This window comes from Pedobacter frigidisoli, assembly GCF_004331675.1.
Lineage (GTDB): Bacteria > Bacteroidota > Bacteroidia > Sphingobacteriales > Sphingobacteriaceae > Pedobacter > Pedobacter frigidisoli.
Genome location: NZ_SJSN01000020.1, coordinates 40,635 through 57,358, shown reverse-complemented (window position 1 = coordinate 57,358; position 16,724 = coordinate 40,635). Strand labels below are relative to the sequence as shown.

At 39.5% G+C, this 16,724-nt stretch carries 9 protein-coding genes; 8 read left to right on the top strand and 1 reads right to left on the bottom strand.

What is annotated here, in order from left to right:
• Nucleotides 1-31: 31 nt before the first annotated feature.
• A complete protein-coding gene (locus EZ449_RS19865; RefSeq protein ID WP_131562214.1) occupies nucleotides 32-4,093 on the bottom strand; it encodes a hybrid sensor histidine kinase/response regulator transcription factor in 4,062 nt (1,353 codons plus the stop codon).
• 201 nt (nucleotides 4,094-4,294) lie between these two features.
• Between EZ449_RS19865 and EZ449_RS19860 the strand changes: the two genes are divergently transcribed.
• The 8 genes from EZ449_RS19860 (at nucleotide 4,295) to EZ449_RS19825 (ending at nucleotide 16,724) form a co-directional block, all read left to right on the top strand.
• Nucleotides 4,295-7,492, top strand: a complete 3,198-nt coding sequence (locus EZ449_RS19860) for a SusC/RagA family TonB-linked outer membrane protein (protein ID WP_225872384.1) — start codon at nucleotides 4,295-4,297, stop codon at nucleotides 7,490-7,492.
• A 21-nt stretch (nucleotides 7,493-7,513) separates the two neighbouring features.
• Nucleotides 7,514-9,418 carry a RagB/SusD family nutrient uptake outer membrane protein gene (locus tag EZ449_RS19855; RefSeq protein ID WP_131562212.1) on the top strand — a complete coding sequence of 635 codons (1,905 nt, stop codon included), beginning with the start codon at nucleotides 7,514-7,516 and terminating at the stop codon, nucleotides 9,416-9,418.
• A gap of 22 nt (nucleotides 9,419-9,440) precedes the next feature.
• Nucleotides 9,441-10,364, top strand: a complete 924-nt coding sequence (locus EZ449_RS19850; RefSeq protein WP_165499819.1) for a DUF5017 domain-containing protein — start codon at nucleotides 9,441-9,443, stop codon at nucleotides 10,362-10,364.
• Nucleotides 10,365-10,444: 80 nt separating this feature from the next.
• Entirely contained in the window at nucleotides 10,445-11,227 is a 783-nt protein-coding gene (locus tag EZ449_RS19845) for a glycoside hydrolase family 16 protein (RefSeq protein WP_131562208.1), read from the top strand.
• Between the two features lie 13 nt (nucleotides 11,228-11,240).
• Nucleotides 11,241-13,289: a polysaccharide lyase family 8 super-sandwich domain-containing protein gene (locus EZ449_RS19840; protein ID WP_165499818.1), complete on the top strand. Its 2,049-nt coding sequence runs from the start codon at nucleotides 11,241-11,243 to the stop codon at nucleotides 13,287-13,289.
• Between the two features lie 30 nt (nucleotides 13,290-13,319).
• Entirely contained in the window at nucleotides 13,320-14,507 is a 1,188-nt protein-coding gene (locus EZ449_RS19835; protein WP_205943041.1) for a glycoside hydrolase family 88 protein, read from the top strand.
• A gap of 187 nt (nucleotides 14,508-14,694) precedes the next feature.
• Nucleotides 14,695-15,534, top strand: a complete 840-nt coding sequence (kduI, locus tag EZ449_RS19830) for a 5-dehydro-4-deoxy-D-glucuronate isomerase (RefSeq protein WP_131562204.1) — start codon at nucleotides 14,695-14,697, stop codon at nucleotides 15,532-15,534.
• Between the two features lie 53 nt (nucleotides 15,535-15,587).
• A complete protein-coding gene (locus EZ449_RS19825) occupies nucleotides 15,588-16,724 on the top strand; it encodes a DUF4861 family protein (protein WP_131562202.1) in 1,137 nt (378 codons plus the stop codon).

Here is a 16,724-nt window from a genome sequence, read left to right as displayed (position 1 = left end):
TTAGGTTTTTATCGCTCATCGCTGATCAATCCTAAATCTTTTCCTCTTGTATAAACTCACTGGGCGTCTTGCCAAAATGCTTTTTAAACTCGAGACTAAAATACTTTCGATCGTTAAAACCTACGGCATAAGCTATTTCGGCAATATTGCCTGCATTTTGTTTAAGCAATTGAGCCGCTCGTTTTATCCTGAGTGATTTAATAAAATCGTTTACAGAAAGATCTGTTAAAGCCCGGATCTTTTTGTAAAGCACAGGTTGGCTCATCCCAATTGCTGCGGATAATGTAGGAACATCAAATTCAGGATCAGCAATATGATCTTCAATTATCTGAATAATCTTATTGAGGAAATTCAGCTCAGTAGAATTGATCACCATATTCTTCGGTTCCAACGTAATTACCTGTGCAAATTTCCGCTTAATGGTTTCACGGGCGTTTAAGAGGTTATGAATGTTAAGTTCCAGAATTCTCAGATTAAAAGGCTTCACAATATAGGCATCGGCGCCATTTTCGAAGCCATTCACTTGATGAACATAAGCTGACCGCGCGGTTAGTAGTATCACTGGAATATGGCTGGTTCTCTCATCAGTCTTTAGCTTGCGGCATAATCCCAAACCATCCATTATCGGCATCATCACATCGCTAATGATTAGATCAGGAATCAATTCGATAGCGCTATCAAGTCCTTTCAATCCATTTTCACTTTCATAGATGTTGTAATTAGCATCGAGAGAATTTTTAATAAAGGCCCTTACATCATCATTATCCTCAACCAATAGAATGCTGTATTTTTTCTGTCCCTTGTTAATAAAAACTGTTTCTTCTAATTTCGGTTCTATCGTTTCGGGTAGGTTGTAATTTACGGCATCATCATAATATACATAATCGGCAATAAAATCTGATGGTTTAAAATGCGCTTTTCCTGTTTTTAAACTTACGCTGAAACAGGTGTAACCAGCTCGGTCATTTGTGTCAGGTCTGCTATGAAATGTTATTTTGCCCTGGTGTAACTCTACGATACTTTTAGAAAATGATAGGCCCAAACCTGTGCCGATTGTGGTGGTGGAATTTGCCTGAAAAAAATTTTTAAAAAGGTTGGATTGATTTTCTAGGGGAATGCCCTTACCCTCATCACAAATTTTAAAGGTTACCCATCGATCCGATTCTTCGATTATCAACTGGATTTTTCTTCCATTCGGCGTGAATTTAAAGGCATTAGATAGCAGATTAAAAAGTACTTTTTCCATTTGTACCTTATCGAAATAAAGCTCAATCTCTTGCTTTTCCGATTGAAAGGAATAGTCGATTTGTTTCGCTATAGCTAGGTTTTGAAAGGCCATAAAAATCTCCCTGCAGAATTTAACCAGATTACCGGGACTTACATGTAGATCCATTTTGCCGCTTTCTGCCTTTCTGAAATCGAGCAGTTCGGTTACCAAGGTCATTAATCGATCTGCATTGTTTTTAATGGGTTGTAGCTCTTGATTTAATCCAGGATTATCTTTTGAATTTGCAATTAATTTATCCAACGGGCCAACAATCAAAGTTAAGGGAGTACGGATCTCATGAGAAATATTGGTGAAGAATTCCAATTTGTGCTCGTTAACCTCTTTTTCTTTTTTAAGTACCGCCCTGATCAAGAGATAGCGGACTAAAATAAAGAGCATACCAGTTGCTACACAGAAGTAAAGTAAATAGGCCCACCAAGTTCTGTAAAATGGGGGTTTAACCACAATTTTTATCTTCTCGATATTGGCGCTAAAAACGCCATCGTTATTTGTTCCCTTAACCAAAAATGTGTAGGAACCCGGCGGTAAATTTGTGTAGGATGCACTTGGAATCGTTGCGAAATTCCAATTTTTCTCAAATCCATCCAACTTATAGGCGTACCGGTTTTTTTCTGGTTTAATAAAGTTCAACAAGGCAAAATCCAAGCTAAAGGTATTCTGATCATTTGCCAGGACAAGCTTATCTAATAAACTGACATTTTGATTGAGCAAACCATCATCATCATTGATTTTTACCGATCTATTATCCAATTTCAGATCTGTTAATATCAGCTTTGCCGCCCTACTATTGGTTTGAATATGATCTGGATAAAAACTAATAAAACCATTATAGCCACCAAAGAACATCTCGCCACTACTGCTCTTGAAAAAAGCGTTGGTATTGAATTCATTTCCTGGTAGTCCATCGGCTATAGTATAGTTTTTGAAAGCGTTCTTCTTTTTATCGAACATGGACAGCCCGTTTGCGGTGCTAATCCACAGATTAGCTTTATCATCCTCCAAAATTCCAAGAATATTATTGTTTGGAAGGCCACTTTTTATGGTATATACCACTGTTTTATCCATTTTTTGGTCGTAGCGTACCAGTCCATTATTGAATGTGCCGATGTAAATATCCTTATTTTTGGTCTCCAATACGCAATTAACGTAGTAGGCAATAGGAAGCTTATTGTTCCGGTTATCCAGGGAATAAAATTCTTTCCTGCTTTGGTTATAGATGCAAAGGCCGTTGGTGGTGCCGAAATATATCCTATCATCGCTTTTAGTGATCGATTTGATCTTAACATCCTTTGGATAGTTTTTAGGCAAATCAAAATCAAAAAACGCTGTTTTAGCTTTATTGGAAATCTTTATCCCATTCCTTTGAGTAGCAACATATAGCTTTCCATTGTTATCTTCCGCTAAGGCAATGATCTCATCAGGAACATCTTCATTCGGGGCACTGAAATTAAAATTTTTAAATGTTTTGTCTCTGGGATCGTAAACGTTTAGCCCGCCAGAATGTGTGCCGACCCAAAGTTTTCCCGTTCGATCGAACAATATTTTTTTTACCAGATTAGATCTTAGCGAATTTAGCTTTCCAGTATTTTGAAATGCGGTAAAGGTTTGGGTTGCTATATCAAAATAACTTAAGCCACCACCCTCCGTTCCAATCCAAAGATTTTTGTTTGCATCCTCCGCAAAACCACTGATCACATTATTGTTTATGCTCGATTTGCTTTTGTTTTTGCTGTAAATATTAAACGCCGTAGTATAAGGATAGTTGATATTGATACCACCAAAATAAGTGCCTACCCAAATGGATCCATTTTGGTCCTTGTATAGTCGATGTACAGAATTTTGACTTAAGCTTTTTTTGCTATCAGGGTCAAATTGAAGATTTTTAATGCTAAAGTCCTGCGGATCCATTATACTGATTCCGTCCAAGGTTCCTATCCATAATTTACCTCCATCATCCAAAACCATATTGCGAATGGTATTACTGACCAACGATTTGGGATCTTTGGGAATATGTTTAAAGGATTTAAAGTTCTGTGTTGTTGGGGAAAATAGATTTAGTCCCTTACTCTGGGTACTTATCCATAGCTGTTGGCGCTTATCTTCGATAATGTTGGAGATGTAATTTTCGCTTATATCGCCAAGATTTCCGCTGTTCTGGAATATTTTGATTTGGTATTTTTCATTTTTAAGGGTCATTTTTAGTAAGCCATTTGAGGAACCTGCCCATATATTCCCTAGATGGTCTTCCACTATGGATCGAATGTTGTGAAAAGGCCCATTCCCACTTTTAGTATCAAAAAACCGTTTTATTTGCGATTGTTTCCCGCCAACCAATAGATTTAAGCCATTTAAAGTGCCAATCCAAATATTTCCTTTCTTATCCTCGGTAATACAATTGATTACATGGCTACTTATGCCCCTTGGATTTTTTGGCTGGGTTGAAACACGTTCAAAGTTATCGACTTTTTCATTATAGAGGTTCAATCCACCACTTGTTCCAACCCAGAGTTTTTTCCTGGAATCGGAGAATAGGCATGTAATGTAGTTATTGGATACAGATGTGGTATCTGCTTCAGCATACTGGTAGACTTTGATATTATATCCATCATAGCGGTTTAGGCCGTAACGGGTGCCAAACCACATAAAACCATTTTTATCTTGGGTGATAGACAGAACAGATGTTTGAGATAAGCCTTTTTCTATTCCAAGGTGATCGAAGAGAATGGACTGCTGTGCATTTGCGGAAAGTGTAAGTCCTACAAATAAGATTGCACAATGCAAATATTTTAGGATATTTAAATACATAGGGAATAATTGGTTAATTGGTCTGCAAGCGGTTAAAAGTATGGTTTAAAAGCATTCCTCCCAAATTTTCGGAAAATTACCCCTAATTATTTAGAAAATTATCCCCCCCGAAAAAGTCTTTAAGTTTAAGTTTGTTCCAGCGATTCGAAATTATAGCGAATTTCAAATGGCTTAGCAGACAACCAATCTAAACAAATCATTATGAGTAAACTCTACAATCGGGGTAATGCAATCGTGCTGGGTAAGATGTGCAGGTTCCGAAAAATCTTATCGGTCTTTATCGTATTGCTTATATGCCAGACAAATGTATTTGCCCAGAGCAAACTTATTGTTGGCGTTGTAACCGATGAAGCTAATCAGACTGTTCCAGGCGTATCCATCTCGGTTAAGGGTACAAAGACAACCACTCAAACTGATCAAAATGGAAAGTTTCAGATACAGGCATTGGCTACCGATCAACTTGTATTTAACTATGTTGGTTACGCTTCTCAAACCATAATGGTTGGCACGAGGAATGCTATTAATGTTTCCTTAAAATCTTCGATTACAGGCTTAAGTGATGTCGTGGTTGTGGGTTATGGCACTACCAAAAGGGCAGACTTAACTGGAGCGATTGGATCTGTGAACATGAAGGATTTGGAACAGGCTCCGGTAAAATCTTTTGATCAGGCTTTAGCTGGTCGGGTTGCAGGTGTTCAGGTCTCTACCAATGATGGCCAACCTGGTGCTACTGCCAATATTGTTATCCGCGGTGCGGGATCCATTTCTCAAGATAACTCACCACTTTATGTTATTGATGGTTTTCCATCAGAGAATGCAAATGCAAACTCCATTAATCCATCAGATATCGAGAGCATAGATATCTTAAAGGATGCATCTGCAACAGCTATTTACGGCGCTCGCGGATCTAACGGTGTGGTTTTAATCACCACTAAAAAAGGAAAACCCGGTAAGCCACAATTAACCTATAACGCATATTACGGGCTGCAAAAAGCGCCCGACAAAATTCCAGTGATGGGACCTTATGAATATGTAAAATACTTGCGTGATCTTGATCAGGCTGTTGCCGATTCAACCTATCTGAAAAATGGGGTTACACTCGATGATTACCGAAATGTTCAAGGATTGGACATGCAAGATTATGTCTATCAGACAGGGCAGAACCAAAACCACGATATTGCCTTACGTGGCGGAAACGACAGAACAACTTATTCTATTTCTGGAAACTTCAACGACCAAAAGGGGATCATTGTTTACGGAGGTTTTAAGCGTTATCAAGGTCGATTTGTTTTAGATCAAAAAGTTACTGATAAACTTAGGGCAGGTATTAATGTAAATTACGCATATAGTGAAAGCTTTGGAACGCCAATTTCTGCTACCAACTTCTATGCGTCATCTATATTGCTTTATTCTGTTTGGGGATACCGCCCAACAAATGGACTTTCTGGCAGAGATGCCAATTCCGATCTTTTAGGTGGTTTATATGATCCAGCGAATGAGGGAAACTCTGCACAAGATTACCGCGTAAATCCGTTGATTAGTTTAGCCAACCAAAAAACAACGTATAAAAGCACCAATCTTGCTGCAAATGGATATGCTGAATACGCCATTACATCGAAACTAAAATTAAGGGTTGCTGGCGGAATCAACAACAATGCTTACGACACTAATATCTTTAACAACTCTCAAACACAATCAGGTAGCAAGTGGAATTCTTCTGGCCCGAATGGTACCATAGCGAGCGCTCCTGTTTTTAATTGGTTGAGCGATAATACCATTACCTATAAAAATACTTTCAACAAGAACCATAACCTTACCGTCCTGGGGGGGTATTCCGCTCAGCGTAATAAAAATTCATACCGCTCAATCTATGCGACTCAGGTTACCAATGAAAGTTTAGGCTTGGATGCATTGGATCTCGTTCCTGCAGCAAACACCGTAATTTCTGTTAACAGTTCTCGATGGACACTAATGTCATTTTTGGGTAGGGTTAATTATGATTTTAAGGGAAAATATCTGGTTACAGCAAGCTTTAGAGCTGATGGGTCATCGAAGTTCTCACCAGCAAATCGTTGGGGTTATTTTCCATCTGCTAGTATTGGCTGGAGGTTTAGTCAAGAGGATTTCCTTAAGGATTTAAAATGGTTATCTGATGCAAAACTTCGCATTGGTTATGGTGAATCCGGAAACAACCGGGTAAGTGACTTTGCGTACCTGCCACAGTTAAACTTGGCGAACACCCAATATTGGTATTCTTTTAATGGAAAGCCAGTGGCTATTGGTTCTGTTGTAACTGCTGCTGGAAACTACGATCTAAAATGGGAAACGAACACACAGACCAATATTGGTTTAGATATGAGCTTTCTTAAAAACCGGTTTGGCTTAACAGTAGATATCTATAAGCGTACAACCAATGATCTTTTATTGAATGCCAATTTGCCTTTTGCAAACGGAATACAAAGTGGAACGGGCTTTAAAAATATCGGGAGTTTAGAAAACAGGGGTTTAGAGATCACCTTGAACAGCACAAATATTCTTACCAAGGATTTCCGTTGGACAAGTAATTTCAACATCAGTTTCAATAAGAATAAGATCCTTGAATTAACCGAGGGACAAAATTCCCTGCTTTCAGGATCGGGTACTTTCTTTGATACGAGTTTTAGGGGATTATCTCCATACATTTCTGTAAAAGGCCGTTCTGTTGGAGAGATGTACGGTTTGATTTTCGATGGTATTTATCAGTACAGCGATTTCGATAAAATGCCCAATGGAACCTTTTCTTTGAAGCCGAATATTCCAAATAATGGTGCTGCAGTACAGCCTGGAGATATCAAATACAAGGATTTAAATGGAGATTTAACTATCAATGCAAATGATTACACAATTATTGGTAGAGGCTTACCTATTCATACAGGTGGTTTCAGCAACAATTTTAGTTACAAAAACTGGGATTTGGGTGTGTTCCTCCAATGGAGTTATGGCAATAACATCATCAATGCAAATCGTTATGTTTTCGAGGGAGGAATCGTGAGAAACTTTACATTAAATCAGTACGCTTCCTATGAGAATCGATGGACACCAACCAATCCAAGTAATGAACTTTATAAAGCAGGTCGCTTCGTAAATCCGAACTATTCTTCAAGGGTAGTGGAGGATGGTTCATACCTAAGGTTAAAGACAGTTCAATTGGGATATAATTTTAGCAGCGAGATCCTGAAGAGTATCGGTATGTCACGTTTGCGCTTAAATGCATCTGCACAAAACCTTTTCACACTTACCAATTATTCAGGTTTGGATCCTGAGGCTTCAGCAAGACCAGGTAATTTAACGCCAGGTTTCGATTACGGTACCTATCCACAATCATTCACCGTAACTTTCGGCTTAAACGCTACATTTTAATCACCACTAAAAAATAAGACAATGAAAAATAAATATATTCTGGCTTTTTTATTTGTGATGGGATTATCATCATCATGCAAGAAATTTTTGGATACAGAGCCTACGGATTTTTATTCCCCTGTTAATTTCTATAATACACAAGACCAACTCCAGATAGCGCTTAACGGCGTTTACAGCACCATGATGGGAGAACGGATGTATGGGCAGGTTAACCATTTCAACTTTGTAAGTACTACTGATGAAATGTTGCCAGATCGGGCAACAAGTAATGAGACCCGTGGACTTTATTATACCTATGATGCTGGACATTCCTATGTTCAGGATTGTTGGCAGTATCCATACATTGCCATAAACAACGCGAATGTATTAATCGATAATATCAATAAGCCGAGCATGGATGAGAAACAACGTGGTTTTATCAAAGGCCAAGCACTTTTTTTAAGGGCTTATAACTATTTTCTCCTCACTATCCAATTTGGTGAAGTGCCATTAGTGCTGCATCAACCCGGTATTGCAGAGGTTAATATTCCCGCATCATCACAACCAGCCATTTATACTCAAATAGTCGCAGATTTAAAGGAAGCAGAAAACTTACTGCAGGGACGGACAGTTACGAGTCTGGGCTACAATGATCAGGTAACTATAACCGCGGTGCAAGCAATGTTAGCTAGGGTTTATTTGTACTGGGCTGGCCATCCGGTTAATGATGCCAGCAAATATGCCGATGCCATCACCTATGCTGATAAGGTAATCTCATCTGGTCAGCATGCTTTAAACCCAGATTATAAACAGGTATTTATTAATCTTTTTCAAGATAAATACGATGTAAAAGAAGATATTCTAGAATGGGGGTCTGCAGGTGCAGCGGCCGGTGTTACCAACAAAACAGGAAATGATATTGGAAATTTCAACGGAATTATTTCTGCAATTCTGATCGTTAATGGAACATTTGAGCCAAATTCTTACGCTGCGGCAGGGTGGGTAAGGATTACCAAAAAGCTGTTTGATAGTTACGAGGTAGAGCCCACCAGCACGCTGCTTAACAAGGCCTCATTAGACACGAGAAGGGATTGGAACTGTCCTGATTTCATCTGGACAACCAATGCGACTACAGGAACACGTGTAAAAACGGATCGATCGGCTCCATGGCAAATGAATACCGGCAAATTCCGTAGGGAGTATGCACCAGCTGAAATGAGAAATTCGGGAACATATAACGCCAATTGGCCAGTAATTAGGTATGCTGATGTTCTGCTGATCAAGGCAGAAGCTGAAAATCAGGTAAATGGTCCAACAGCAGCAGCCTATGATGCTGTCAATCAGGTTCGACGAAGAGGTTACGGCACTATTTATGGCAATATCGTTAAAAATATCACTGTTGTTAATGGTGGTTCTGGCTATACAGCTGCTAATCCACCGGTTGTAACCATTAGTGGTGGAGGTGGTTCTGGTGCTACGGCAACTGCGGTGGTTTCTACCGCTGGAGTGGTTACTGGAGTAAAATTGAGCAGTCGCGGTAACCTTACCGCTGCCGGCCCGTATTTTACCTCGTCACCAACAGTTACAATCGCTGCCCCTACAACAGGGGTTACTGCAACCGCGGCAGCAACTATAACGACAGGGACAGAATACCTGTTAACTCCTGGCTTAAATAAGGGAGATTTCCAATCGGCCATTCGTGATGAGCGCATGCGTGAAATGTGCTTTGAGGCATCAAGGAAATATGACTTGGTGAGGTGGGGAAATTTTGCGGGTGATTTACAGGCCTTTGGTAACTATGCTGTGGCAAATGGTGTAACAGCGGGAAATGGAAACATCAACGGCTATCAGGGTTTGATTACCGTAACACCCAGATATAGCCTAATGCCAAAACCAACCTATGAAATGAACCTCAATAAGGCATTGAAACAAAATGCAGGTTATTAATTCACCTATAAAGACAAAAGAGATGAAATATTCAATATATACCCTATTGATCGCCATTACTTTCCTCCTGGCCTGTAAGAAAGACCTCACTACTGATCAGCCTACAGTAGAAATTTCGCTCACAAACGCTCGATCCGTTATTGGTGACACGCTTGTTTTCAAACTGGGAGATACCTGCAAATTTACATTAGGTGGTTATTCGGATAATGTTGTTTTCTGGGCTGGCCTGCCTGGAAATAAGTACGAGTTCAGATCTCGTTCTTTGGCTTTTGGAACGCCAAGACTATCATTCACAAGTACGGCTCAATTTGGTACGCAGAATAATACATTACAGGTTTTGGCTACCAATAAGTTGCCATTGAAAGATTCGGCATCTGTAGTAAATGCCGCCTGGGTCAATATTACCCCTCGCACACCGATTGCAACAAGCGCAACTGCAGTAAATACGGGACCGGTTAATTTATCCGATTTAGTTACTGGAGCTAGCGATAGTCTTTTTATTGCTTTCAAATATACTGGTCTTACCGGTTCAACACAAAGAACATGGACCATTACCAATTACCTTGTAAACAATGTTTTGAGCGATTACACTTTTACCTTGAGCTCTTTGGCTGCAGATAATGCTTTTTGGACTCGTTATGGAAATGTTTGGTCGCCAGCAAGTTCTAGATGGGTAGCCACAACCACAGCCTTAACCATTGTTGGCGGTGCAGCTACGGCACCGTCAAACACCAGCTGGATTATAAGTAAACCACTTTTTGTAGGCCGGATTGCGCCAGATATTCCAACCGCTACCGTAAAGAACATTACTGCATCAGCACCTAGTTCATACAATTATAAGTACACGGCAATTGGTAAGTATAAAATAACTTTCGTAAGCTATAACATCACTGCAGATGATAGCCAAATGGCATTGAAAGAATTTAGCGTTAAAATCATTCCCTAATAAAATTATAAGCCCCTGCACATCGTGTGCTTAATTACTTAAATTGTTAGCCAGGTTTTTTAAATCTTTATTTCCGGTAAATGAAAAATATCATCTCCCTATTATTATTTCTTTGCTCGTTCGAATTAACTTTTGCACAAAACGACGGATCTTCCGGTAAACTTATCTGGGCAGATGAATTTAATTATTCTGGTCCACCGGATTCTACCAAATGGGATTACGAAAACGGTATTGTACGCAATAAGGAACCACAATACTACACCAAAAAAAGACAGGAAAATGCTCGTGTAGAAAATGGAAACTTGGTGATTGAAGCAAAAAAAGAAGATTACAGGGGTGCAGAATATACCTCTGCGAGTTTGATTACATTAGGTAAAATGCACTTAAGATATGGTAGGATAGAAGTGCGGGCGAAAGTTCCAAAAGGCATTGGAAGTTGGCCTGCCATTTGGATGCTGGGTGTAAACAGAGAACTTGTCAAATGGCCTAGTTGTGGTGAGATCGATATCCTCGAATACATCGGTCGTGATTCTACTTCGGCTTACGGGACTGTACACTTCAAGAATGGTGTGGGCAAATATGAGATGAGCGGCCAACACCCATTTGTTGGTAAGCCGTATGACGACTTTCATAATTACACTTTCGAATGGGATAAAAAAAAGATGACCATGAGCTACGATAATATCAAGTATTTTGAATTTAATATCGCTGATGCAGATAAAAATGCACAAAAAATCTTTAGTAGCAAATTTTACCTCCTACTTAATTTGGCCCTGGGAAGGGTTGGAACCTTAGGCGGCAGATTGGATCCAGATATTTTACCAATAACTTTCCTTGTTGATTATGTCAGGATTTATAAATAGATCAGTAAATATCATGTTAGTACCAAAAACCTGTTTACTTTATTTTGCTTTTTTGATCAGTTTTTCTGCGATGGCGCAAAATCAGCCCTTTGCCATTATTCAAGGCAGGATTACAGCCGATCAACAAATAGGGATCAATGATGCTGTACTCACCAAGAAAATTGTCAGCGAGCTTGCGAAGTTACAAACAGATGGAAGTTGGAGTGATATCGATTATGGCAATGCCCAATACGATCCTTTAAGAAGGATAAAGGATATGGCAAGTGCTTACATCCGTCCATCCAATGCATATTATGGAGATACGCAGATATATGATGCAATAGTTAGGTCATTACAAAATTGGCTCGATCAAGATCCCAAGAACAAAAACTGGTGGTATAACGATATCTTTTACCCTCAGGCTATAGGTCAGACCTTGATCTTGATGCGAAAAGCCCCAAGGCTTTTACCTGCTGATCTGGAAAAGGGCTTGATCCGCAGGATGATTATAAAATTAAGGGTAGGCGATGGGGCCAATACATCTGATGAAGCTTTGCATTACCTGTATCGAGCCTGTCTAACCCAAGATAAAAACACCCTTGATTCTGCCGCAAAATATTTATACGAACCAATTTCGGTTGATGGTAAAGAGGGCGTTCAGATAGATGGAAGTTATTATCAGCATGGCAAACAACAAGCTATTGCAAGTTACGGAAGAGTTTTTATCAGCAACTCCATTGACGCGGCTTTTTACCTAAGGGATACGAAATACGCCTTGCCAAAGGACAAAACAATCATTTTGGTGGATTACCTTAAACGTACTTTTCTGCAAACTATTCGAGGCGATTTTTATGATTTTAATGTGCGTGGACGGGGGATCAGCCGTAAGGACTCATTAGGTGCCTGGGTCTCTGGCATCGTGCAGAAAATTAAATTGTTCAATCCAGAAAATTCGGAACTTTGGGAGGCTGCATCCTTGAGGACATCCGGCAATAAACCAGCAGGCTATAAAATTAATCCTTTTCATCAACAATACTGGAAGAGCAGCTACACCTTGCATGTGCGTCCTAGATATACCTTTAGCGTTCAATCATCCTCCATAAGGACTCTTAGGACGGAAAGGGGAAATAATGAAAATATCTTGGGTAAATTTTTAGCGGATGGAGCTACCAACATTCAGCGTAGCGGATCAGAATATGCCAACATCATGCCTATCTGGGAGTGGGATAAGATTCCCGGCACAACCAGCCGTGATTATATGAATGATGATGGAGCAACAATTGAAAAGGATTGGGGAATCTCTGGTACAACAAAATTTGTAGGTGGGGTAAGTGATGGAGTTTATGGCGTTTCGGCCTATGATCTAGATTATGATAGTGTAAAGGCAAAAAAAGCCTGGTTCTTTTTGGATAAGGAGGTAGTTTGCCTAGGTGCGGGGATACAAAGTAACTCACCCGAGCACATCACCACCACCATTAACCAATCTTGGCTGAGGGGTCGAATTAATGTTGCGGATCAAAAATCGTGGATACTACATGACAGTATTGGTTATTTTTTTCCATCGGGCGGCAATATCCGATCCAGCAATCAGCTTCAAAAGGGTAATTGGTATCGTATCAATCATTTTCAAAATAAGGATGAGGTGTCTGCAAAGGTCTTTAAGGCTTGGTTTGATCATGGCGTTAAACCTCAGGATGCAAGCTATGCCTACATCGTCATGCCGGGAATCGGAGATCAAGACCTGATTGAAAAAGAAAGGGCTATGATCAAGATCGTAAAAAACACTAGTGAAATTCAAGCAGTCAAACATGCTGGATTAAATATCTTGCAGATTGTTTTTTATAAAGCCGGTGAGTTCAATAGTGGTGGTGTCATCATTAAGGTTGATCAACCTTGTTTGGTTCATATTAAGGACTTAAATGCGGAGCGCCCCATTTTGTATATCGCTGATCCTACTCAGGAAATACCGGTCATCAAGGTAAAAATCAAGCTACCAAAGCCCGATCGAGAGAAAACCTTGATCTGTAAGCTTCCCCTTGGATCAATGGCCGGATCTACCAAGAGCTTTAACCTGAATAATTAATCATTAGAAATAAAATAATACTGATACACAATGAAGAAAAACAATCTGATAACCGCATTTTTAGTGTTTTTGAGTGCAGTTTCATTTGCTCAAAATACTGAGCGAAAGCCAATGGCTCAATTAATCAAGGACGAATTTAACTTTGCGGGCGATCAATATAAATTTTTGGCCAAAGGCATACCCACAGGAAAAACCCCGCAAACCTATCAAAACGGAAAACACGTTAACTACGATATTCAGTGGTGGTGCAGCGGATTTTACGCTGGAAGTTTGTGGTACATTTTTGAGCAGACTAAAAATGAATCGATTAAAAAGGAGGCAGAAAATGCCTTAAAGGTGATTGAGCCAAACCAAACTTTCACAGGAAACCATGATTTAGGTTTTATGATGTACTGCAGTTTTGGGAACGCTTACCGCCTGACAAGCAAACCAGAATACAAAGCCATTATTCAACGTTCTGCCGAATCGCTGTCTACACGTTATCATGCCAATGTCAAGGCCATTCAATCCTGGAACAAAAGTAAATATTGGGACTACCCGGTAATCATTGATAATATGATGAACCTGGAAATGCTGAATTGGGCTACCGATAACGGAGGTGATAAAAAATTTAAGGAAATGGCTATCATCCATTCCAATACCACATTGAAAAATCATTTCCGCCCAGATTTTAGCTCTTTTCATGTGATCGATTACGATGCTGAGAATGGAGCAGTAAAAAGAAAGGCGACATGGCAGGGAGCCGCCGATTGTTCTGCCTGGGCTCGGGGACAGGCATGGGCCCTATATGGTTATACTATGATGTTCCGTTTTACAAAAGATGCAAGTTATTTGAGACAGGCAAAGGGAATTGCGCATTTTATCTTGAATCATCCGAATTTACCTGCTGATAAAATACCTTTCTGGGACTTTGATGCTCAAGGTATCCCTTTTGCTAAACGGGATGCATCTGCTGGTGCCATTATGGCTTCTGCATTGTTGGAACTTGCACAATATACAAACGACAAAGAGAAGATCGAATTTAAATCTGCTGCAGAAACGATGATTTATTCGTTGGCTAGCGACACTTATCGTGCTAAACTAGGAGAAAATGGTGGCTTTTTATTGATGCACAGTACAGGTGCATATCCTTTAAATAGTGAAATTGATGTTCCCTTGGTTTATGCAGATTATTATTATTTGGAAGCTTTGGCAAGATATAAAAAATGGTACCTCTAGCCTGCACAATCTCTTTTGGAGCGATGGCTGCTGGAGAGGACAATCATTCGGAAAAGGTCCTTAAATTTTGACTTTGGCGTTAATCTCCAATTAAGTTGACTTTTCATTCCAATATTAAGTACGGTATAAATATATTTGCGAATAAGGATTGATTGATCAACCTTATTCACATCTCAAATTTTAAGCAATGAATAAATTCGAAAGCCGTTACGCTCAAAGCCCAAAAGAAGTTAAACAAATGGACACCGCATCTTTGCGGGAAAATTTTTTAATCGAAAACGTTTTTGAGGTCAATCAAGTCAATTTAACTTTATCTCATTTTGATCGATATATTGTCGGTGGCGCAATGCCTGTAAATGGAAGATTGGCGTTGCCAAACCTTGATGATTTAAAAGCAACCTACTTTTTAGAACGCAGGGAATTAGGAATGATTAATGTTGGTGGGAAAGCAGTTGTTACTGCGGATGGAGAAACTTTTGAGCTGGATTATAAGGAAGCCTTATACATTGGAAAGGGAACCAAAGAGGTAACTTTCGAATCTGCTGATGCAGCTCAACCTGCCAAATTATACCTCAACTCAGCACCTGCACATCATACTTATCCAACTAAACAAGTAAGCAAGGCTGATGCTGAAATTGTAGAACTTGGTACACCTGAAACGGCAAATCACAGAATTATCAATAAACTTTTGGTAAACAGTGTATTGCCAACTTGCCAGTTACAAATGGGCATGACTGAATTGAAATCGGGAAGTGTTTGGAATACGATGCCAGCACATACACATGATAGAAGGATGGAGGCATACTTTTATTTTGAAGTTCCACAAGGACAAAGTGTTTGCCATTTTATGGGACAACCACAAGAAACACGCCATATTTGGATGCAAAATGATCAGGCAGTGATTTCACCAAACTGGTCAATTCATTCGGGCGCTGGAACCAGCAATTATACCTTTATTTGGGGTATGGCTGGTGAGAACTTGGATTATGGCGATATGGATCACTGTGCGATTACCGAATTGAAATAACGTAATTAAATAAACTTTATTTTAGTCCTAGCCTTTAACCTCAAAATCGATTCATGAAAAAATTCTTAAGCAGTATTTTCTTGGTACTATTAGCACTTGGACATTTGTTCGGACAAGCGAAATACCCAATAATTTCCGTTACAAATAATTCTTCAATTGAAAGAAAGGACGTATTGGTTTCTATTCCCTGGGTAAAGATTCTGATTGCCGATCCAAAAATCGATACGGCAAAGTTTTTGGTCATGGATAAATCTACGGAGAAAGAGATTCCTTATCAGCTAGAATATAAAGGGGAAAAAAAAGTACAAAATTTATTGTTGCAGATCTCTGTTAAAGCCAACGGAAGTTTAAAGTTGATGATTTTCGCATCCAAGGCTAAGCCCCTTGCGGCAAAAACCTTTGCCAGATATGTGCCTGAACGTAAGGATGACTTTGCCTGGGAAAATGATAAAGTTGCCTTTAGAATGTATGGAAAGGCTTTAGAGAAAACCTCCGAGGATGCTTACGGTATTGATGTTTGGGTTAAGAATACTTCGAAACTTGTGGTAAATGATCGTTATAAAAAGAACGATTACCACAAAGATCATGGAGATGGCTTAGATTACTATAGCGTAGGTTTTACTCTGGGTGCTGGTGGAATGGCACCCTATGTTAAGGATAGTATTCGTTATTCAGGAAATTATAAAAGCTCAAGAGTCTTAGATAATGGACCACTAAGATCTACCTTCCAACTCAGTTACAATGAATGGAATGCCGCTGGAATCAAGGTAAATGTGACCAAAACAATTTCTATTGATGCAGGTACCCAACTCAACAGAATTGAGCATTTATATCATTTTGCTGCGCCCACCAATCGTTTGCCTGTAGCAATAGGTTTAGCAACCAGGGATGAAAATGAAAAGAAACTTTTATTGAATAAGAATGGAGTTTTGGGTTATTGGGAACCGGTTCATGGGGAAGATGGAATCACTGGCGTTGGTGCGGTTACCATAAATCCCTTAAAATTAACGGCTATTCAGGCGAAGCAGATTATCGGAACAACAGAAGTTAAAAACAATGTTCCCTACGTTTATTACGCAGGAGCCGCTTGGAATAAGGCAGGAGAAATTACAAATGAAAACGAGTGGTTTAACTACCTGCAAAAGTTTCAAAATGAATTGAAATCACCACTAAAAGTAAGCGTGAAATAA

Excerpts from the sequence above, each read along its gene's own strand:
- EZ449_RS19860 (WP_225872384.1), top strand. The coding sequence starts at position 4,295 with ATGAGTAAACTCTACAATCGGGGTAATGCAATCGTGCTGGGTAAGATG.
- EZ449_RS19865 (WP_131562214.1), bottom strand. The coding sequence starts at position 4,093 with ATGTATTTAAATATCCTAAAATATTTGCATTGTGCAATCTTATTTGTA.
- EZ449_RS19845 (WP_131562208.1), top strand. The coding sequence starts at position 10,445 with ATGAAAAATATCATCTCCCTATTATTATTTCTTTGCTCGTTCGAATTA.
- EZ449_RS19855 (WP_131562212.1), top strand. The coding sequence starts at position 7,514 with ATGAAAAATAAATATATTCTGGCTTTTTTATTTGTGATGGGATTATCA.
- EZ449_RS19840 (WP_165499818.1), top strand. The coding sequence starts at position 11,241 with ATGTTAGTACCAAAAACCTGTTTACTTTATTTTGCTTTTTTGATCAGT.
- kduI (WP_131562204.1), top strand. The coding sequence starts at position 14,695 with ATGAATAAATTCGAAAGCCGTTACGCTCAAAGCCCAAAAGAAGTTAAA.
- EZ449_RS19850 (WP_165499819.1), top strand. The coding sequence starts at position 9,441 with ATGAAATATTCAATATATACCCTATTGATCGCCATTACTTTCCTCCTG.
- EZ449_RS19835 (WP_205943041.1), top strand. The coding sequence starts at position 13,320 with ATGAAGAAAAACAATCTGATAACCGCATTTTTAGTGTTTTTGAGTGCA.
- EZ449_RS19825 (WP_131562202.1), top strand. The coding sequence starts at position 15,588 with ATGAAAAAATTCTTAAGCAGTATTTTCTTGGTACTATTAGCACTTGGA.